Origin of the sequence: Pseudomonas sp. NPDC089547 (genome assembly GCF_050280665.1) — a bacterium.
GTDB lineage: Bacteria > Pseudomonadota > Gammaproteobacteria > Pseudomonadales > Pseudomonadaceae > Aquipseudomonas.
Window position 1 is genome coordinate 135,046 of sequence record NZ_JBNNVS010000006.1, and the last position, 17,472, is coordinate 152,517.

The 17,472-nt window shown below is 64.9% G+C and carries 20 protein-coding genes; 16 read left to right on the forward strand and 4 right to left on the reverse strand.

Annotation, left to right across the window (positions count from 1 at the left end):
• The first annotated feature begins 127 nt into the window (after positions 1–127).
• From ACQKPZ_RS06515 to ACQKPZ_RS06550, 8 genes are read left to right on the forward strand one after another with little or no spacing between them, the layout of a single operon-like run.
• Positions 128–1,321: a PepSY-associated TM helix domain-containing protein gene (locus ACQKPZ_RS06515; protein WP_403201733.1), complete on the forward strand. Its 1,194-nt coding sequence runs from the start codon at positions 128–130 to the stop codon at positions 1,319–1,321.
• Complete coding sequence (locus ACQKPZ_RS06520; RefSeq protein ID WP_427536282.1) at positions 1,318–1,857, forward strand: thiamine pyrophosphate-binding protein; 540 nt, start codon at positions 1,318–1,320, stop codon at positions 1,855–1,857. Before ACQKPZ_RS06515 ends, ACQKPZ_RS06520 begins: the two co-directional genes overlap by 4 nt.
• On the forward strand, positions 1,854–2,174 hold the full coding sequence (locus tag ACQKPZ_RS06525; RefSeq protein WP_391136409.1) for a hypothetical protein: 321 nt from the start codon (positions 1,854–1,856) through the stop codon (positions 2,172–2,174). Before ACQKPZ_RS06520 ends, ACQKPZ_RS06525 begins: the two co-directional genes overlap by 4 nt.
• The gene (locus tag ACQKPZ_RS06530) at positions 2,171–2,740 is read left to right on the forward strand and encodes a DUF6162 family protein (RefSeq protein WP_427536284.1); all 570 of its coding nucleotides are present in this window, start codon (positions 2,171–2,173) and stop codon (positions 2,738–2,740) included. The genes ACQKPZ_RS06525 and ACQKPZ_RS06530 overlap by 4 nt, the downstream gene beginning before the upstream one ends.
• A 16-nt stretch (positions 2,741–2,756) precedes the next feature.
• On the forward strand, positions 2,757–3,659 hold the full coding sequence (locus ACQKPZ_RS06535; protein ID WP_427536286.1) for a metal ABC transporter substrate-binding protein: 903 nt from the start codon (positions 2,757–2,759) through the stop codon (positions 3,657–3,659).
• The gene (locus ACQKPZ_RS06540; RefSeq protein ID WP_427536287.1) at positions 3,656–4,405 is read left to right on the forward strand and encodes a metal ABC transporter ATP-binding protein; all 750 of its coding nucleotides are present in this window, start codon (positions 3,656–3,658) and stop codon (positions 4,403–4,405) included. Before ACQKPZ_RS06535 ends, ACQKPZ_RS06540 begins: the two co-directional genes overlap by 4 nt.
• Positions 4,402–5,301: a metal ABC transporter permease gene (locus tag ACQKPZ_RS06545; protein WP_391136422.1), complete on the forward strand. Its 900-nt coding sequence runs from the start codon at positions 4,402–4,404 to the stop codon at positions 5,299–5,301. The genes ACQKPZ_RS06540 and ACQKPZ_RS06545 overlap by 4 nt, the downstream gene beginning before the upstream one ends.
• On the forward strand, positions 5,298–6,161 hold the full coding sequence (locus ACQKPZ_RS06550; RefSeq protein WP_427536289.1) for a metal ABC transporter substrate-binding protein: 864 nt from the start codon (positions 5,298–5,300) through the stop codon (positions 6,159–6,161). The genes ACQKPZ_RS06545 and ACQKPZ_RS06550 overlap by 4 nt, the downstream gene beginning before the upstream one ends.
• A 124-nt stretch (positions 6,162–6,285) precedes the next feature.
• Here the strand turns inward: ACQKPZ_RS06550 and ACQKPZ_RS06555 are convergent, their stop codons facing one another.
• The 4 genes from ACQKPZ_RS06555 to ACQKPZ_RS06570 form a co-directional block, all read right to left on the reverse strand.
• Positions 6,286–7,338, reverse strand: a complete 1,053-nt coding sequence (locus tag ACQKPZ_RS06555) for a DUF1615 domain-containing protein (RefSeq protein WP_427536291.1) — start codon at positions 7,336–7,338, stop codon at positions 6,286–6,288.
• Between the two features lie 134 nt (positions 7,339–7,472).
• Complete coding sequence (locus ACQKPZ_RS06560) at positions 7,473–8,192, reverse strand: thioesterase II family protein (protein WP_427536293.1); 720 nt, start codon at positions 8,190–8,192, stop codon at positions 7,473–7,475.
• The gene (locus ACQKPZ_RS06565) at positions 8,189–8,410 is read right to left on the reverse strand and encodes an MbtH family protein (RefSeq protein ID WP_003256222.1); all 222 of its coding nucleotides are present in this window, start codon (positions 8,408–8,410) and stop codon (positions 8,189–8,191) included. Before ACQKPZ_RS06565 ends, ACQKPZ_RS06560 begins: the two co-directional genes overlap by 4 nt.
• Positions 8,411–8,668: 258 nt before the next feature.
• Complete coding sequence (locus tag ACQKPZ_RS06570; protein WP_427536295.1) at positions 8,669–9,070, reverse strand: hypothetical protein; 402 nt, start codon at positions 9,068–9,070, stop codon at positions 8,669–8,671.
• A 295-nt stretch (positions 9,071–9,365) separates the two neighbouring features.
• Between ACQKPZ_RS06570 and purU the strand changes: the two genes are divergently transcribed.
• The 8 genes from purU to ACQKPZ_RS06610 all read left to right on the forward strand — a co-directional run bounded on the left by purU (position 9,366) and on the right by ACQKPZ_RS06610 (position 17,470).
• Entirely contained in the window at positions 9,366–10,232 is an 867-nt protein-coding gene (gene purU / locus ACQKPZ_RS06575; protein WP_427536297.1) for a formyltetrahydrofolate deformylase, read from the forward strand.
• Positions 10,229–11,140: a bifunctional methylenetetrahydrofolate dehydrogenase/methenyltetrahydrofolate cyclohydrolase FolD gene (gene folD / locus ACQKPZ_RS06580; RefSeq protein ID WP_427536299.1), complete on the forward strand. Its 912-nt coding sequence runs from the start codon at positions 10,229–10,231 to the stop codon at positions 11,138–11,140. Before purU ends, folD begins: the two co-directional genes overlap by 4 nt.
• Positions 11,122–12,363 (forward strand): FAD-dependent oxidoreductase, encoded by a 1,242-nt coding sequence (locus ACQKPZ_RS06585; RefSeq protein ID WP_427536301.1) that lies wholly within the window; start codon positions 11,122–11,124, stop codon positions 12,361–12,363. The genes folD and ACQKPZ_RS06585 overlap by 19 nt, the downstream gene beginning before the upstream one ends.
• Before the next feature lie 11 nt (positions 12,364–12,374).
• Positions 12,375–12,680, forward strand: coding sequence for a sarcosine oxidase subunit delta (locus tag ACQKPZ_RS06590; RefSeq protein ID WP_391136446.1), 306 nt, complete (start codon positions 12,375–12,377; stop codon positions 12,678–12,680).
• The gene (locus tag ACQKPZ_RS06595) at positions 12,677–15,580 is read left to right on the forward strand and encodes a 2Fe-2S iron-sulfur cluster-binding protein (protein WP_427536303.1); all 2,904 of its coding nucleotides are present in this window, start codon (positions 12,677–12,679) and stop codon (positions 15,578–15,580) included. Before ACQKPZ_RS06590 ends, ACQKPZ_RS06595 begins: the two co-directional genes overlap by 4 nt.
• 3 nt (positions 15,581–15,583) lie before the next feature.
• Positions 15,584–16,192 carry a sarcosine oxidase subunit gamma gene (locus ACQKPZ_RS06600; protein WP_427536305.1) on the forward strand — a complete coding sequence of 203 codons (609 nt, stop codon included), beginning with the start codon at positions 15,584–15,586 and terminating at the stop codon, positions 16,190–16,192.
• Positions 16,193–16,298: 106 nt separating this feature from the next.
• Entirely contained in the window at positions 16,299–16,721 is a 423-nt protein-coding gene (locus ACQKPZ_RS06605; RefSeq protein ID WP_427536306.1) for a nuclear transport factor 2 family protein, read from the forward strand.
• Positions 16,718–17,470, forward strand: a complete 753-nt coding sequence (locus ACQKPZ_RS06610) for an SDR family NAD(P)-dependent oxidoreductase (RefSeq protein ID WP_427536308.1) — start codon at positions 16,718–16,720, stop codon at positions 17,468–17,470. Before ACQKPZ_RS06605 ends, ACQKPZ_RS06610 begins: the two co-directional genes overlap by 4 nt.
• Positions 17,471–17,472: the final 2 nt, after the last annotated feature.

The window sequence follows — 17,472 nt, forward strand, 5'->3', positions numbered from 1 at the left end:
GGCCTTGTGCTTTTCGAAACATTTGCTTGCATTTAAAACGGCAGGTTTTCAATTCTCATTCGTCCTTATCAGTACAGCCCCCTTTGGTTGGGCATACGCTCGACCACCCATTGCAGAAGACTGTCTGATGGCCAAATCACCAAAAAAATCCAAATCCAGGCTGTGGTTCCTGGTCCATAGCTGGCTCGCCCTGCCGATCTGGTTCTTTGTGCTGATCGTCTGTTTCACCGGCATGCTCGCCGTGGTCAGCCAGGAAATCGTCTGGCTCGCCGACCCGGCGGTACGCGCCAACAAACCCGACAGCGACGTCGAGCGCATGAGTTTCCAGCAGGTGCTGGAGGCCTTGCACAAGGCCGAACCGGACATGGTGGTGGAGCGCCTGAGCCAACCGGACGGTTCGCACTTTGCGGTGAAAGCCAATGTCACCCTGCCTGACGGCACCAGCCCGACGCTGTATGTAAACCCCTACACCGGTGCCATCCAGGGCAAGACACCCGACTTCAACTTCGAGGCCTTCACCCGCGCCCTGCACGGTTGGTGGCTGGTGCCGTTCACCAATGGCTTCAGCTGGGGCTGGTACCTGGTGTCGCTGCTTGGCCTGCCGATGCTTGCTTCGCTGGTGACCGGGCTGGTGGTGTACAAGAAGTTCTGGAAAGGCTTCTTCAAGCCTGTGCGTACCGGCCATGGCTCGCGGATTTTCTGGGGCGACCTGCACCGCCTGGCCGGGGTGTGGTCGATCTGGTTCATTGCGGTCATTTCCATTACCGGCACCTGGTTCCTGATCCAGGCGATCTTGTTCGACAACCACATCACCATTTCCAGCCGCCCCATCGTGCCGGTGATTGCCCGGGAGGACGTGCCGCAAACGCAGGATGGCAGCCCGGCCCCGCGCATTGATTTGGACGAAGCCGCACGCATTGCCGGCCTGGCAATCCCGGGGCTGGAAATCAACTTCATTTCGCTGCCCGCCACCGCCTACAGCCATGTCACCTTGTCCGGCCCGGGCTGGTACCCGTTGATGTTCCAGAGCGCCTCGGTGAACCCTTATACCCGCAACGTCGACAGCCAGTTCCTGATCAGCGACCGCTCGACCCTGGAGTTCGTCACCGAGTCGATGCGCCCACTGCACACCGGCGACTTCGGCGGCTTGCCGATCAAGCTGGTGTGGTTCTTCTTCGGCCTGATCCTCACCCTGATGGTGTTCAGCGGCCTGTTGATCTGGACCAAGCGCACCGCCCAGGCCACCGCCGCCGCCCTCAAGCGCAGCGAGCGCGCGCCGCGTGCCGCACACAGTGAAACCACCGTGGAGATCCGCCCATGAGCCAGGCCCAAGCCCTGCCCGCCAGCCCGTTGAAGCAACTGTGGCTGAAGTGGCGTTTTCACCTGAACATCCTGCTGATCCTCATACCACTGGGCTTCATGCCCAAGTATTTCGCCGATGCCAAGTTGTTCCGTGGCGACGCAGGCCTGGGTGCCAATGTGATCAGCGACATCCAGGTCGGCCCCTACAGCCTCAACCTGGCCGAACTGCGCGACGAGGCGCCACGCGCCGACGGCCCGGCCGGCTACTTCAAGTCGTTCAACGCAGCGCTGTGCAAGGCCTGCATCAAGGACGTCAAGGCGGCCTACCTGCGCATCGGCAAACCGCGCAGCCTGCGCGCTGCCGGCACCATCTTCTTCGGCGCGCCGTACAACATGGGCACCAACCTGCCCATCCCGCCCCGTACCAAACCCGACGCGCAAATCTGGATCACCCTGGAGGGCTGGGACGGCAGCATGCACCAGGCGTCGGTCCCTCTGGCCAAGGCATCGCCAGCCACCGTGGCCTGGCTTGAAAAACAAGGAGGCAAAAAATGAAAAACCTGATGCGAACCCTCGCCCTGCCCTTGCTGGTGCTGGCTGCCGGCCCCGCCCTGGCGCACAACCCGATGTGCGAGTGCGAAGAGCTGGCCAGCGGTCAGGTCAAGTGCACAGGCGGTTTCTCGGACGGCAGCGGTGCCCCCGGCGTAACCCTGGACGTGATCGGTTATGACGAGCAGGTGCTGGTCGGCGGCAAGCTGGGAGACGACTCGACGCTCACTTTCAAGCGCCCGGACGGTGAATTCTACGTGCTGTTCGATGCCGGCCCTGGGCACGTGGTGGAAGTGGACTACGCCGATATCGCCCAACCATGAGCCGCGCACAAGTGATTCGCCCGGCCGGCGCCGGGCACGAAACCCTGTACGTGCTGCTGGCCAGCCTGCTGATCGTGGTGCTGGCCGCCAGCGTGGTGCTGCTGCGTGGCGAGCGCGAGGACGAGCAGGCCATCGCCAGCCACCAGATCGACGCCCGCCGCGACCTCACCGCCGCCGAGCAAGGCCTGTACACCGACCTGCGGGTGGCCTTCGACGAGATTCAACTGCTGCGTGAAGAAAACGCTGCCGTGCCCAGCGTGCAAGCCCTGGCCGAAGAAGGCCTGCCGCCGTTCGTGGTGGATGTCGGCAGCCAGAGCCGTGGCGGGCACCAGTGGTCGTGGCTGGAGCCCGGTGCCTACCTGGGCCGCAGCCAGGCCCCTGAAGTCGCCGGCAGCTTGCTGCTGGTCCTGCCGGCCGACAGCACGGGCGAGGCCGATGTCTGGCTGCGCCGCGACAGCGCTGCCGTCACCCCGGACGACCTCGGCCAGGCGGCCTTGATCGCTGCGGGCTGGCTGCAGGTGGTCAGCCACTACGACGCCGGGGTTACCCGCGAACACCGTCACTGAACCCAAGGACTCCCCCATGCTTCGCTCCGCCCTCGCCCTGCTCCTGGCCTTCGCCCTGCCGGCACTGGCCCTGGCCGATAATGGCAAGCCGCTGCGTATTGGCATCACCCTGCACCCCTACTACAGCTACGTGACCAACATCGTCGGCGACAAGGCCGAAGTGGTCCCGCTGATTCCGGCCGGCTTCAACCCGCACGCCTACGAGCCACGCGCCGAAGACATCAAGCGCATTGGCACGCTGGACGTGGTGGTGCTCAACGGCGTCGGCCATGACGACTTCGCCGACCGCATGATTGCCGCCAGCGAAAAACCCGGCATCGCGACCATCGAGGCCAACCAGAACGTACCGTTGCTGGCGGCCACCGGCATTGCCGCACGCGGCGCCGGCAAGGTGGTCAACCCGCACACCTTCCTGTCGATCAGCACCACCATCGCCCAGGTCAACAATATCGCCCGCGAGCTGGGCAAGCTCGACCCGGAAAACGCCAGGCTGTACACGCAAAACGCCCGTGCCTATGCCAAACGCCTGCGTGCCCTGCGCGCCGAGGCACTGGCCAAGGTCACCGAAGCGCCTGGCGCCACGTTCCGGGTTGCCACCATCCATGCTGCCTACGACTACCTGGTGCGCGACTTCGGCCTGGAGGTTACGGCAGTGGTCGAGCCGGCCCATGGCATCGAGCCCAGCCCTGCCCAGCTGAAAAAGACCATCGACCAGCTCAAGGCCCTGGACGTGCGGGTGATCTTCTCGGAAATGGACTTCCCGTCGGCCTATGTCGAAACCATCCAGCGTGAATCCGGCGTGCGCCTGTATCCGCTGACGCACATTTCCTATGGCGAATACACCAAGGAAAAGTACGAAGTGGAGATGAAGCGCAACCTCGACACCGTGGTGCGCGCCATTCAGGAGAACCGCGCATGACTGCCGCCGCCAACCTGGTAACCGCCAGTGGGCCGCGCATCGAGTTCACCGGCATCGACCTGACGTTGGGCCGCACACGCATCCTCGAACAGGTCAGCTTCGGCGTGGCGGCAGGCAGCGTGCACGCCATCGTCGGCCCGAACGGCGGTGGCAAGAGCTCGCTGATCAAGACCCTGCTCGGGCAAATGCCGCACCAGGGCCAGCTGACCCTGCACTGGCCAGGCGAGCGTGAAGTGATTGGCTATGTGCCACAAGCGCTGGAGTTCGACCGCGGCCTGCCGATGACCGTCGATGATTTCATGGCTGCCATGTGCCAGCGCCGCCCGGCCTTCCTCGGCCTGTCGGGGCGCGTACAACCGGCCATCGATGCCGCTCTGGCGCGGGTCGGCATGCTCGACAAGCGCAAGCGGCGTATGGGTGCGCTGTCTGGCGGCGAGCGCCAGCGCGTGCTGCTGGCCCAGGGCCTGATCCCCGAGCCGCAGCTGCTGGTGCTGGATGAGCCAATGTCGGCGCTCGACGAAGCCGGTATCCAGGTGTTCGAACAGCTACTGCAAGGCTGGCGCCAGGCCGGCACCACCGTGCTGTGGATCGAACACGACCTGGAAGCGGTGCTGCGCCTGGCCGACCGGGTAACCGGCCTGAGCCGCCAGGTCCTGTTCGACGCCCCGCCCGCCCAGGCCCTGACCCCGGAGCGCCTGCTCGGCCTGTTCTCCGTTCACCCGCGTAGCGAGAGCCTTGCCTCATGAGTTTCGAAGCATTTCGCCAACTGGTCCAGGACTGGGCCACCGCCGGCTACCTGCCCGAGGCACTGGCCTACGGTTTCGTGGTCAATGCCTTGCTGGCCGGCCTGATGATCGGGCCGGTGCTGGGCGGCCTGGGCACCCTGGTGGTGGTCAAGCGCTTCGCCTTCTTCTCCGAGGCCGTGGGCCATGCCGCGCTGACCGGCGTGGCTATCGGCATACTGCTCGGCGAACCCTACACGGGCCCCTACGGCAGCCTGTTTGGTTACTGCCTGCTGTTCGGCATCTTGCTCAACTTCCTGCGTAACCGTACCGGGCTGTCGCCGGACACACTGATCGGCGTGTTCCTGTCGGTATCGCTGGCGCTGGGCGCCAGCCTGCTGCTGATGCTGGCGGGCAAGATCAACGTGCACATCCTCGAGAACGTGCTGTTCGGCTCGGTGCTGACCGTCAGCGGCCAGGACCTGGTGGTGCTGGGTATCGTTGCGGTGCTGGTGCTGGCGCTGGCCATACCGCTGTACAACCGCATCATGCTGGCCAGTTTCAACCCGCAGTTGGCGGCGGTGCGCGGGGTGGCGGTGAAAACCCTGGACTACCTGTTCGTGGTGCTGGTAACCCTGGTGACCGTGGCCGCCGTGAAGGTGATCGGGGCCATTCTGGTCGGTGCCCTGTTGGTCATCCCCGCCGCTGCTGCACGCCTGGTCAGTCAATCGCTCAAGGGCTTTTTCTTCCTGTCGGTGCTGATTGCCACCGTGAGCACCCTGCTTGGCATCCTGCTGCCGATCGTGTTCGACCTGCCAGTGCCGTCAGGCGCCGCGATCATCCTGGTCGCCGGCATCTGCTTTGCCCTGGCCGCCCTGGCCCGCGCCCTCGTCCCCCGCCTGCAAGGAAACCCGGCATGAACCTGAAACGCCTGACCCTGGCGCTGGCCCTGGCCGGCCTGCCGTCGCTGTCCTATGCCACGCAAGTGCTGACCACACTGCCCGTTACCCACAGCCTGGCCAGTGCCTTGCTCGACGGGACGGCGGTGCAACTCAAGCGTGCGGCGCCGGCAAACCTGCCAGCCAGCCGCCAGCCCTCGTATTTCAGCTCGCGCGGTGGCCCCAGCCTGGAGAAAGCCGCACAGCAGGCCGACGCGGTGATCGGCGTGCGCTCGATCTGGCGTGACGACCCGCTGTACCCGATGGCCCGGCGCAGCAACATCCGCATCGTCGAGATCGATGCTGCGCGGCCGGTGGATGGCGCACTGCCAGGCATTGCAGTCACGGGTGACGATGCCTATGGCGCCTACCCCTGGCTCAACCCGACCAACCTCGGGCGCATGGCCGATGTAGTGGCCAATGACCTGGAGCGGCTGGCACCGGATGACAAAGCGAAGATCCAGGGCAACCTGGCGGGGGTCAAGCGTCAGTTGCTGGAGCTGACGGCCAGCAGCCAGACGCGCTTGGCCAAGGTCGACAACCTGACGGTGGTCAGCCTGTCGGAACGGTTGGGCTACCTGGCCAGCGGGTTGAACCTGGACGTGGTGGAGCAGCCGCTGCCGGCCGAGTGGGATGCCGCCGCGCTCAAGGCGCTGGGTGAGAACCTGAAGGCGCAGGATGTCGCACTGGTGCTGGACCACCGGCAGCCGGACGCGGCTGTGGCCGAGGTGATCAAGGCGGCCGGGGCGAAGCTGGTGGTGGTGGAGAGTGACGCTGAAGATGCGTTTGCAGGGCTCAAGGCTAGCATCGACCAAGTGGTTGGGGCATTGGCCGAAAGCTGATCTCGCCTGTACCGGCCTCTTCGCGGCTAAAGCCGCTCCCACAGGGATATCACCGGGCCATAAGGCTGTGCGGTACCTGTGGGAGCGGCTTTAGCCGCGAAGAGGCCGGTACAGGAACACACTGCTACCGCTTCATGCACCGCTGATAACGCTCATCCACCCGCCCGGCAAACCACGCCGTGGTCAGCTTGCGGGTAATCTTCGGGCTCTTCAGCTCGATCCCCGGTAATACTGCCCGCGGCACCGGCTTACCGGCCTTGGCATCTGCCAAAGCAAACACCCCGCTGTACAGCTTGCTGTCCTCGAACGCCAAGCTGTCGCCCTCCTCCAGCTGGCTGCGGATCTGCGGGTTACGCAGCCCCAGCTTCCCACCCAGCTTGCGCGCTGCCAGTTCGGTGGCGCCTGGCAGGATTGCACCCGGTGCAACCAGGTCGCCGTCCAAGGCAAGCGTCATGCCGGTCACCTTGCTCAGTGCGGCCTGGAATGCCGCGTTGCGGCTGGCGTACCAACCCGCATTGAAATCGGCAAACCGGTACAGCTGGCGCTCGTAGTTCACCGGGTAGCCCAACAGGTGGGCAATACCGAAGTACATCCCGCCACGCCGGCTGAACACCTCCTGGCGGATGCTGCCATCGTGGCTGTAGGGGTAACCCTGCGCATGCTTTTCGGCGAAGTCGATGCTGACCTGCATCGGCCCGCCGGTATGCACCGGGTTGAGCCCACCCAGTAACGTCTTGCCCAGTGGCACGCGGGCAATGACCTCGTCATACAGTTCACTCAATTGCTTTTCGCTGCGCACCGCCTGCAAGCGCTGCTGGTAGCTCTGGCCGTTGCCTGAAGGCGTTTTCAGCGCACCGTCGACTAGCAACCTGGGAATGTGCACACGCGCCGCACGCCGGTCAATTTCCTCGCGGGCAATCCGCCCCAGGTTGGGCACCTGCGGGTCGGCAGTGAAGGTGGACTCCTGCTCGGTCACCGCCAGTACGGCGCACAGGTTGCTTTTGCTGGGGGCGATGCGCTGCGCTTCAAAGGCTACCTGAATGTCCCGGGCCCAACCTTCGCGGTCCTTGGCCTGGGCTGGCAGCAACCGCAACAACTGTGCACGGACCTTGGCCGGGTCCGCTTCGGGCGCTTCCTCACGTCGCCCGGCGCAGCCTTGCAGCAGCGCCAGCGCCATCAACCCGGCGGCCAGTAACCGGCCGTTCAGGGCTGTTCACCGACCAGCATTGCGGCCGTGTGTGGATCGATCAGCATTGTCTGCCCCTTGCCTGGAGAAAGGCCTAGCGTCCCCCAGGCAAGGAGTGCCGTCAATCAGGCAGACAGCCGAAGTGGCTGCAACGATGCCGTCAGCACATCGAGCACGCGGTCTTCATGCTCGTGGATGAAGAAGTGGCCACCCGGGAACATCTGCAGCGAGAAATCGCCGTGGGATTCTTTGCGCCAGGCTTGCAGTTGCTCGTCGTTGGCCCGGTCGTCCACGCCACCCAGCACGTGCAGTGGGCACTGCAACGCCGGTCGCTGGCGGTAGGCGTAGGTGCCGCACAGCAGAAAGTCGGCGCGCAAGGTCGGCAAGGTCAGGCTCATCAGCTCGGCGTTGGCCAGCACTTCCTCGGGCGTGCCCTGAAGTTCGCGCAACTCGCTGATCAGCTCGGCATCGCTCTTGGGCTCGCGCCAGTTCTTGCCGTCGTAATCCTCACGCCGGGTCGGCGCTGCCGTACCGCAGGCGAACAAGGCCAGTGGTGGCGGGCAGCCCAGCGCTTGCAGTTCATGGGCCAGCTCGAACGCCAGCAGCGCGCCCAGGCTGTGCCCAAGCAGCGCATAGGGCGCACTGGCCGCCAGGCGCTGCTCGCGGGCCAGTTGCCGGGCCAGGGCCTGCATGTCGGTGTGCAGCGGCTCGGCCATGCGCGCGCCACGCCCGGGCAATTCCACCGGGCGCACCTGCAGCCAGGCCGGCAGCTTGCGCCGCCAGCGGCTGTAAACCATGGCGCTGGCCCCGGAATACGGCAGGCACAGCAGGTTCAGTGCAGTCACTGGGCGGCGGCTTCGGCCATTTTCTGGCGCAGGCTCAGTGGGCGCATGTCGGTCCAGACTTCATCGATGTAGGCCAGGCAGTCCTTCTTCAGGCCGCTCTTGCCCACCGCACGCCAGCCGTTGGGGATGGCCTTGTAGTCGGGCCAGATCGAGTACTGCTCTTCGTGGTTGACCACTACCTGGAACTGGATATCGTCGCGGTCGAAAACGGAAGTCATTGCCTGTCTCCTTGAATGATGAATGCCGCATTGCGCGTGGCGCAGGGGGGCTTTCAAGTAGACGTAGGGCATTGCGAAAAAATTAGTGAGGCTGACGCGATCCCCTGTAGGAGCGGCCTTGTGTCGCGATCGGGCGCGCAGCGGCCGCAAAACCTGCAACCCGGTACTCCTGGGCGATCACGGTGGCCTGTTTTGCGGCCGCTACGCGCCCGATCGCGACACAAGGCCGCTCCTACAGGGACCGAGTCAGCTTTGCCGTCAGGCATCGCGTAACAGGTCATGGGTGTCGAGCAGGCGGAAAGCCACCTGCGGATTGCGCTCCAGCCCGCGCCGGATCGCCGCCGGGATTGATTGCCGGGTCCTGCGGCACAAGCCTGGCTGGTCATCCAGTTCGATGACGATGCCGCGCATGGTGCGCACTTCGTTGAACCCGGGTGCGATGTGCACGCGGATGCCGAGATTGTCGTACAGCCGTTGCTGCAGGCGTTGCAGGTCTTCGAGGTCCTTGAGGTTTTCCAGGCGTTCGAGCAGGCGTTTTTCTTCCTGGCGGGTCAGCAGGAGAATGCGCTGGGCGGCCTGTGAGTGGTCTGCCAGTTGTTCGCGACCACAAATGCAGGCGCCAGGGGGGCAAGGTTGGCGCAAAGGAGGTGGTGTGCTCATGCTCCAAGCATAGCCTGTACTGGCCTCTTCGCGGGCATGCCCGCTCCCACAGGTGAGGTGAAATGCCAACAGCTCCACTCACCCTGTGGGAGCGGGCGTGCCCGCGAATGGCTGCAAGAACTTTCCTGTCAGGATAAAAAATTTCATAAACCTCTAGACCGTCACCCCCCTCTTCGCCTATAAATCGCCTAAAGGAAATTTATATTCCTACCAAGAAACACCTCTTCGCCTCGTCGCGAAGCTTCTTTTGCCCTTGTGCCCGACCTGCCCCACTCCATCACGAGGCCTATCCGACATGCACCCCGCTCCCGATCACTTCATCCTGCGCGTCAGTTGCCCGGCCGTGTCCGGTATCGTCGCTGCGGTGACCACCTACCTGGCCGAGCACGGTTGCTACATCAGCGAGATGGCGCAGTTCGACGACGAGGACAACGGGCGCTTCTTCATGCGCGCAGTGTTCCGCTACAACACCGGTACCACAGGGGACACACCGCAGCTGGAGGCCGGCTTTACCGACGTGGCCCAGCGCTTCGACATGCAGTGGAGCCTGCACAGCAGCGCCCGGCCGATGCGCGTGCTGCTGATGGTGAGCAAGTTCGACCACTGCCTGTCCGACCTGCTGTACCGGCATGCCAAGGGCGAGCTGGACATGCACATCACCGCCGTGGTGTCCAACCACCTGGACCTGCGCCCGATGGCCGAACGCCAGGGCATCCGCTTCGTCTACCTGCCCGTCGCCAAGGAAACCAAGGCCGAACAGGAAGCCGCACTGCTGCGCATCGTCGACGACACCGGCACCGAACTGGTGGTGCTGGCGCGTTACATGCAGATCCTGTCCGACGACTTGTGCCGACAGCTGTCTGGCCGGGCCATCAACATCCATCACTCGTTCCTGCCCGGCTTCAAGGGTGCCAAGCCTTACCACCAGGCCTACCAGCGCGGGGTCAAACTGATCGGCGCCACGGCCCATTACGTGACCAGCGACCTGGACGAAGGCCCGATCATCGAGCAGGAAGTGCAACGCGTGGACCACGCCTACGCACCGGACGACCTGGTGGCCATCGGCCGCGACACCGAAACCATCGCCCTGTCCCGCGCCGTCAAGTACCACCTTGAACACCGGGTATTCCTTAACCACGACCGCACGGTGATCTTCAAATGAACGCCATCCCCAGCGTCAAGCTGATCGACGGCAAGGCCACCGCAGCGCGGGTGCTGGCCGAGGTGCGCGAACAGGTGCAGGCGTTGCGCCAAAGCGGCGTGCAACCGGGCCTGGCGGTGGTGCTGGTAGGTGCCGACGCTGCCAGCCAGGTGTATGTGCGCAACAAGGTGCTGCGCGCCGACGAAGTGGGCATTCGCTCGCTGGAACATCGCCTGCCCGCCGACACTACCCAGGCCCAGCTGCTGACACTGATCGACCGCCTTAACCGCGACACCGAGGTTAACGGCATCCTCGTGCAACTGCCGCTGCCCGCGCACATCGATGCGCACCGGGTACTGCAGGCCATCAACCCACTCAAGGACGTGGACGGTTTCCACAGCGAAAACGTCGGGGGCCTGGCCCAGGGCCGCGATGTGCTTACCCCGTGCACACCCAGTGGCTGCATGCGCCTGTTGCGCGACGCCTGTGGCGAGTTGCGCGGCAAGCATGCGGTGGTGGTGGGCCGCTCGAACATTGTCGGCAAGCCCATGGCCGCCCTGCTGTTGCAAGCCGACTGCACGGTAACCGTGGTGCATTCGCGCAGCCACGACCTGCCTGCGCTGTGCCGCCAGGCCGACATCCTGGTGGCTGCGGTTGGCAAGCCGCGCCTGATCGGTGCCGACTGGCTGAAGCCCGGCGCAGTGGTGATCGACGTCGGCATCAACCGTATCGAAGAAGGCGGCCACAGCCGCCTGGTCGGCGATGTCGACTTTGCCGCCGCCCTGCCCCAGGTCGCCGGCATCACCCCGGTACCCGGCGGCGTGGGCCCGATGACCATCGCCTATTTGATGAAAAACACCCTGCTCGCCCTCGACCTGCAGCAACAGGCCAGCCACCAGGAGCGCACCCCATGCCTTTCGCCCTGCTGAAATACGGCCTGAGCGCCGACTACCCGGTGGAGGTCGACCTGCCGCCACCGTGCGAACTCAAGCCACGCTATGACGTGGTGATCATCGGCGGCGGCGGCCACGGCCTTGCCATCGCCTACTACCTGGCCAGGTACCACGGCATCACCAATGTCGCCGTGCTGGAAAAGGCCTACCTGGGCGGCGGCAACACCGCACGCAACACGGCGGTGATCCGCTCCAACTACCTCACCAGCGAGGGTGTGCGCTTTTACGCCGAATCGGTGCGCATGTTCCAGAACCTGTCGAACGAGTTCGACTTCAACATCATGTATTCCGAGCGCGGCCAGCTCACCCTGGCGCATACCGATGCCACCGTGCGCGCCTTCCGCCAGCGCGCCGAGGTCAACAAGCACTTCGGTGGCCGTACCGAAATGATCGACCGCCAGCAGATCCGCGAACTGGTGCCCAGCCTTAACCTCGACCCGGGCCACCTGCCGGTTCTGGCTGGCCTGTGGCACATCGACGGCGCCACCGCACGCCACGACGCGGTGGCCTGGGGCTACGCCAAACAGGCGGCCAAACGTGGGGTGGAAATCCACCAACTGACCGAAGTGCAGGACCTGCTGATTCGCAATGGCCGCATCGAAGCGGTCAAGACCAACCGTGGCACGGTGCAGTGCGGCTGCGTGGTACAAGCAGTGGCCGGCGCCAGTTCGCTGTTGATGGCCAAGGCCGGCATCCGCGCGCCGATCCACACCTACCCGCTGCAAGCCATGGTCACCCAGCCGTTCAAGCCGTTCCTCGATCCTTTGGTCAGTTCGTCGGCGCTGCACTGCTACGTACAGCAGACCAGCCGTGGCGAAATCGTGTTTGGCGGCGGCTCCGACCCCTACCCGCTCTACAACACCCGCTCCACCCTCGACCTCAAGGAAAGTTTGCTGGCGCATGCGATCGAGATGTTCCCGTTCATGGCCAACGCCAAGCTGATGCGTCAGTGGGCCGGCAGCACCGACATGACTCCTGACTACAGCCCGATCATGGGCCTGTCGCCGGTCGACAACTATTACCTGGATGCCGGCTGGGGCACCTGGGGCTTCAAGGCCACGCCCATCTGCGGCAAGACCATGGCCGAGCTGGTCGCCAGCGGCGGCAAGGTCCCCGAAATGATCGCCCCCTTCGCCCTGGAGCGCTTCAGCCGCTTCCAGCAAGTCAACGAAATGGGCGCCACAGCGGCCAGCCACTAGGAGCAACGACAATGAAGATCCTGACCTGCCCCTTGAATGGCCCGCGCAACATCAGCGAGTTCACCTACGGCGGCGAGTTCAAGCACATGCCCGACCCGGCCGCCTGCAGCGATGCCGAATGGGCCGATTATGTGTTCAACAGCGACAACCTGGCCGGGGTAGTGACCGAGTGGTGGCTGCACAACGCCTCCAGCTACTGGTTCCTGGCCGAACGGCACACGGTAAGCGACCAGGTGCTGCGCACCTTCGACCCGAAAGAACGGTTCGACCGCCGCGTCGACTTCACCCCCGCCGCCACCCCGGAGATCGCCGGATGAACAGCCACACTCGCCTCCCCGCGCCCATGGGCCTGCTGATCGACCGCGAGCGGCCCGTGCATTTCCAGTTTGACGGCCAGGCCTGCCAAGGCTTTGCCGGCGACACCATTGCCAGCGCCCTGCTCGGCAACGGCCGCTGGCTGCTGTCGCGCTCGTTCAAATACCACCGCCCCCGCGGCCCGCTGAGCATGGCCGGGCAGGATGCCAACACCTTGGTGCAGTTGCCAGAAGAACCCAATGTGCTGGCCGACCTGGAGCCCGCCCGCGAAGGCCGGGTGGTCGAGGGGCAAAACTTCAACGGCAGCCTTGAGCATGACCGCGACGCCTACCTGGGCAAGTTCTCGCGCTTCATGCCGGTGGGCTTCTACTACCGCTCGTTCTACAAGCCCAAGGGCATGTGGAAAGTGTGGGAGCCACTGATCCGCAAGAAGGCCGGCCTGGGCGTGCTGGACCTGGGTTTCAAACCGCAGTACTACGACAAGGCCTACCTGTTCGTTGATGTGGCCGTGATCGGCGCCGGCCCCGCAGGCCTGCGCGCCGCGCTGGATGTGGCGAATGCCGGGGCAAAGGTGCTGTTGATCGAGCAACAGCCGGTGCTGGGCGGCTCGCTCACCTATGCTCGCTTCGACATCGCCGGCACCCGCGCCGCCAGCCTGCGCCAGGAGCTGCTGGCCGCCATCGAAGGCCACCCGAACATCCAGGTGCTGCTGCAGGCCACCTGCAATGGCTGGTTCGCCGACAACTACTTGCCGGTGATCCAGCACAAGCGCCTGTACAAGGTACGCGCCAGCCGATGCCTGGTGGCGGCCGGGTCGTTCGACCAGCCGGTGGTGTTCCGCAACAACGACCTGCCGGGCGTGATGCTGACCAGCGCTGCCCAGCGGTTGATGAAGCTGTACGCGGTCAAACCGGGCCAGCGTGCGGTAATCCTCACGGGCCACGATGACGGCTACCTGGCCGCCCTCGACCTGCAAGAACAAGGGGTGGCTGTGGCCGCAGTGGTCGACATGCGCGCCGCGCCAGCCGAAGCCGCACTGGCGGCTGAACTGAAGCGCCGCGATATCCCCGTGCACCTGGGCAGCACCGTGTACGAAGCCTTGCACGAAACGGGCATGCGCCACGTCAGCGGCGTGGACATTCGCCCGATCACCGGCCAGGGCAAGGTCGGCCCGCACGGGTTGCGCCTGGCGTGCGACCTGCTTTGCATGTCGGCAGGCTATATGCCGGTGTACCAGTTGCTGTGCCAGGCCGGTGGCAAGCTGGCCTATGACGTCAACCGCGACGAGTTCACCATCAGCAACCTGCCGGCCGGGCTGGATAGCGCAGGTTCGGTGAACGGCCGCCACGTGCTGGCCAACGTCCTCGCCGATGCCACGCGCGCGGCCGCCGACGCATTGGCAGCGCTGGGCCTGCAAGCGCCGGCCCTGTCGGCGTTCGGCGCCGAAGCCAAGGTCAACTTCCCTTGGCCGATCTTCCCGCACCCCAAAGGCAAGGACTTCGTCGACTTCGACGAAGACCTGCAAGTGCGCGACATCGTCAACGCCACCCGCAGCGGTTACCGTGACGTGCAGTTGGTCAAACGCTTCTCCACGGTCGGCATGGGCCCGTCCCAGGGGCGCCATTCGGCGCTGCCCACTGCGCGCCTGGTGGCCCATGCCACCGGCCGCAGTATCAGCGAAACCGGTGTGACCACCGCCCGACCGCCGTTCCAGGCAGAGAAGCTGGCACATGTCGCCGGGCGCGCCTTCGACCCCTACCGGCAAACACCCCTGCACCGCCGCCACCTGCAAGCCGGGGCAAAGATGATGCCTGCCGGTATCTGGCAGCGCCCCGCCTATTACGGCAAACCGGAAGACCGCGAGCACTGCATGCAGGAGGAAGCCCGCCATGTACGCGAAAAGGTCGGCCTGATCGATGTTTCCACCCTGGGTGGCCTGGACGTACGCGGCCCGGACGCCGCCGAACTGCTGGAGCGCCTGTACACCTTCGGCTTTGCCAAGCTGCCCATCGGCCGCACACGCTACGCGCTGATGACCAACGAGCATGGCGTGGTGATCGACGATGGCGTTTGCGCACGCCTGGGCGAGCAGCACTTCTATGTCAGCGCTACCACCAGTGGCGTCGACCGCATCTACCAGCAGATGCTGAAGTGGAACGCGCAATGGCGCCTGGACGTGGACATCACCAACGTCACCGCCGCGCTGGCCGCCGTCAACCTGGCCGGACCGTTGTCACGCCAGGTGCTGGCCAAGGTGTGTGACGATGTCGAACTGTCGACCGAAGCCTTCCCCTACCTGGGCGTGCGCCAGGGCAAGGTGGCCGGCATCGCGGCGCGCATACTGCGGGTCGGTTTCGTCGGTGAACTGGGCTATGAGATTCATGTACCGGCCCGCCATGCCGAGCGCCTGTGGGACGCCCTCATGAGCGCAGGCTCCGGCCTGGGCATTCGCCCGTTCGGCGTCGAGACCCAGCGCCTGCTGCGCCTGGAAAAAGGCCATGTGATCATCAGCCAGGACACCGACGGCATGACCCACCCGGCAGAGATCGACATGCAATGGGCCATTGGCCGCAAGAAACCGTTCTTCGTCGGCAAGCGTTCCATCGAAATCCTTGAAGCGCAGCCGCTCAAGCGCAAGCTGGTCGGTTTTACCCTGCCCAAGGGCAGCCCGCAGCCGCTGGAGGGGCACCTGGTGCTGGACGGGCCGGATATCAGCGGCAATGTCACTTCCTGCGAATACTCGCAAACCCTGGGGCAGATCATCGGCCTGGCCTATGCCGGTGCCCACCAGGCCACCCCCGGCATGCACATCCCGATCCGTGTAGAGGGCGGTGCCATGGTGCATGCCAAGGTGGTGCAACTGCCCTTCCACGACCCCGACAACCTGCGCCAGGAGCTCTGAGCCATGACCAGTTTGCAAGCCAAAGCATTTATCCCTCGCAGCCCGCGGGCCGAGCTGCTGCACGCCTGTGCGTTGACCGACCTGACCGAGGTGGCGCGGGTCGGGTTTCGCGGGGGCGACAGTGCCGCCTACCTGCAGCAACGTGGCTACCGCTTGCCGCAGCAGCCGAACCAGGCCGTGCGCCAGGACGACGGCGGCTGGGTAGCGCGCTTGTCGCAGACCGAGTACCTGCTGCTGGGCAACCTGGCCGACGACGGCGCACGGGTGGCTGCCGTTGAGGCCGAGTGGGTGCAGGACGCCCAGCGCAACTACCTGCTGCCGCGCCAGGACAGCCATGCCTGGTTGCAGCTGTCAGGGGCACATGGCAGTGCGGTGATGGCCAAGTTGTGCGGGGTGGATTTGAGTGCCGAGGCTTTTCCGGTGGGCTCGGTGGCGCAGACTTCGGCGGCGCGGATCAATGTGATTGTGGTGAATGTGGGCAGTGATGGGCGGCCGGCGTTGCAGTTGCTGTTTGATCGGGCGTCGCAGGAGTATTTCCGTGGGGCGGTGCTGGATGCCATGGATGAATTCGAGGGTGGCTGGGTCGAGCTGGGTGAGTTGCCCGGTTTGTAGATAGTGCGAACAACCAAAGCTATACAGAAAATTTCTTCTGTATAGATTTCTACAGCGACCTGCACTATACCTTGTACAACAAACTTATTTTGTACAGGTATTGTGCATGTCCAGCTACCTGCAATCCTTCGCCCAACGCTTTGCCACGCTCGACACGCACAACCTCGACCTGCTGAACGACCTGTACAGCGAGGACGTCGAATTCCGCGACCCTCTGCACCAGCTCAACGGCCTGCCCGCGCTGAGGGCTTATTTCGCCCAGTTGTACGCGAAGGTGCCCGAATGCCATTACCGCTTCGAAGGCACCGACGAGCTGGAGCCGGGCCACGGCTACATTCGCTGGACCTTGCACTTTCGCCACCCGCAGCTGGCCTGTGGGCAACTGATCAGCCTGCAAGGCTGCAGCCACCTGCGCTGGCATGAGCGGGTGCACTTTCACCAGGATTACTTTGACGCCGGTGCACTGCTGTACGAGCACGTGCCGGTCTTAGGCAGCGTGATTTGCTGGCTCAAAGGCAGGCTGGCATGAGCCGTTGCTGGCTGACCGGCGCCAGCAGTGGCATCGGTGCGGCGCTGGCGTTGCACTTGCTGGAGCAAGGCCATCAGGTGGCGCTGGGGGCACGCCGGGTAGACAAGCTGACAGCGCTGGCAGCGCGGTTCCCGGGCCAGGTACTGCTGACCGTGGGTGATGTCGACCAGCCTGGGCACGTGGCGCAAATGGCCGAGCAGATCGAACGCGCCTGGGGCGCGCTGGACCAGGTGATTCTGAATGCGGGCACCTGCGAGTACCTGGAGCCGGGGCACTTCGACCCGATGCTGGTCGAACGGGTGATGCGTACCAACCTGACCGGCACCAGCCTTTGCCTGGCCGCCGCCCTGCCTTTGCTGCGCCGCGGCCGGCAACCACACCTGGTGGTCATGGGCAGTTCGGTCAGCTGGTTGGCACTGCCGCGTGCGGGGGCGTACGGCGCGTCCAAGGCGGCATTGCGTTACCTGGTCGAATCCCTGCGCATCGACCTCGTCGGCGAAGGCATTGATGTCACCCTGGTCAGCCCGGGCTTTGTCGACACCCCCCTGACCCGCCGCAACGACTTCCCCATGCCCCAGATGTGGAGCGCCGAACGCGCCGCCGCCCGTATCATCTCGCGCCTGCCGCGTCGCCCCCTGGAAATCACCTTCCCCGCCCCATTTACGCTAGTGCTGCGCCTGCTGGGCGCATTGCCGGCGCGCTGGCGCCTCAAGTTGGGCCGCCACCTGGCGCGCCAACCGCAGGGCTGACG

What these genes read in the sequence shown, in the direction of transcription:
- ACQKPZ_RS06515 (WP_403201733.1), top strand. Translation starts at nt 128, where the DNA reads ATGGCCAAATCACCAAAAAAATCCAAATCCAGGCTGTGGTTCCTGGTC.
- ACQKPZ_RS06520 (WP_427536282.1), top strand. Translation starts at nt 1,318, where the DNA reads ATGAGCCAGGCCCAAGCCCTGCCCGCCAGCCCGTTGAAGCAACTGTGG.
- ACQKPZ_RS06525 (WP_391136409.1), top strand. Translation starts at nt 1,854, where the DNA reads ATGAAAAACCTGATGCGAACCCTCGCCCTGCCCTTGCTGGTGCTGGCT.
- ACQKPZ_RS06530 (WP_427536284.1), top strand. Translation starts at nt 2,171, where the DNA reads ATGAGCCGCGCACAAGTGATTCGCCCGGCCGGCGCCGGGCACGAAACC.
- ACQKPZ_RS06535 (WP_427536286.1), top strand. Translation starts at nt 2,757, where the DNA reads ATGCTTCGCTCCGCCCTCGCCCTGCTCCTGGCCTTCGCCCTGCCGGCA.
- ACQKPZ_RS06540 (WP_427536287.1), top strand. Translation starts at nt 3,656, where the DNA reads ATGACTGCCGCCGCCAACCTGGTAACCGCCAGTGGGCCGCGCATCGAG.
- ACQKPZ_RS06545 (WP_391136422.1), top strand. Translation starts at nt 4,402, where the DNA reads ATGAGTTTCGAAGCATTTCGCCAACTGGTCCAGGACTGGGCCACCGCC.
- ACQKPZ_RS06550 (WP_427536289.1), top strand. Translation starts at nt 5,298, where the DNA reads ATGAACCTGAAACGCCTGACCCTGGCGCTGGCCCTGGCCGGCCTGCCG.
- ACQKPZ_RS06555 (WP_427536291.1), bottom strand. Translation starts at nt 7,338, where the DNA reads ATGGCGCTGGCGCTGCTGCAAGGCTGCGCCGGGCGACGTGAGGAAGCG.
- ACQKPZ_RS06565 (WP_003256222.1), bottom strand. Translation starts at nt 8,410, where the DNA reads ATGACTTCCGTTTTCGACCGCGACGATATCCAGTTCCAGGTAGTGGTC.
- ACQKPZ_RS06570 (WP_427536295.1), bottom strand. Translation starts at nt 9,070, where the DNA reads ATGAGCACACCACCTCCTTTGCGCCAACCTTGCCCCCCTGGCGCCTGC.
- purU (WP_427536297.1), top strand. Translation starts at nt 9,366, where the DNA reads ATGCACCCCGCTCCCGATCACTTCATCCTGCGCGTCAGTTGCCCGGCC.
- folD (WP_427536299.1), top strand. Translation starts at nt 10,229, where the DNA reads ATGAACGCCATCCCCAGCGTCAAGCTGATCGACGGCAAGGCCACCGCA.
- ACQKPZ_RS06585 (WP_427536301.1), top strand. Translation starts at nt 11,122, where the DNA reads ATGCCTTTCGCCCTGCTGAAATACGGCCTGAGCGCCGACTACCCGGTG.
- ACQKPZ_RS06590 (WP_391136446.1), top strand. Translation starts at nt 12,375, where the DNA reads ATGAAGATCCTGACCTGCCCCTTGAATGGCCCGCGCAACATCAGCGAG.
- ACQKPZ_RS06595 (WP_427536303.1), top strand. Translation starts at nt 12,677, where the DNA reads ATGAACAGCCACACTCGCCTCCCCGCGCCCATGGGCCTGCTGATCGAC.
- ACQKPZ_RS06600 (WP_427536305.1), top strand. Translation starts at nt 15,584, where the DNA reads ATGACCAGTTTGCAAGCCAAAGCATTTATCCCTCGCAGCCCGCGGGCC.
- ACQKPZ_RS06605 (WP_427536306.1), top strand. Translation starts at nt 16,299, where the DNA reads ATGTCCAGCTACCTGCAATCCTTCGCCCAACGCTTTGCCACGCTCGAC.
- ACQKPZ_RS06610 (WP_427536308.1), top strand. Translation starts at nt 16,718, where the DNA reads ATGAGCCGTTGCTGGCTGACCGGCGCCAGCAGTGGCATCGGTGCGGCG.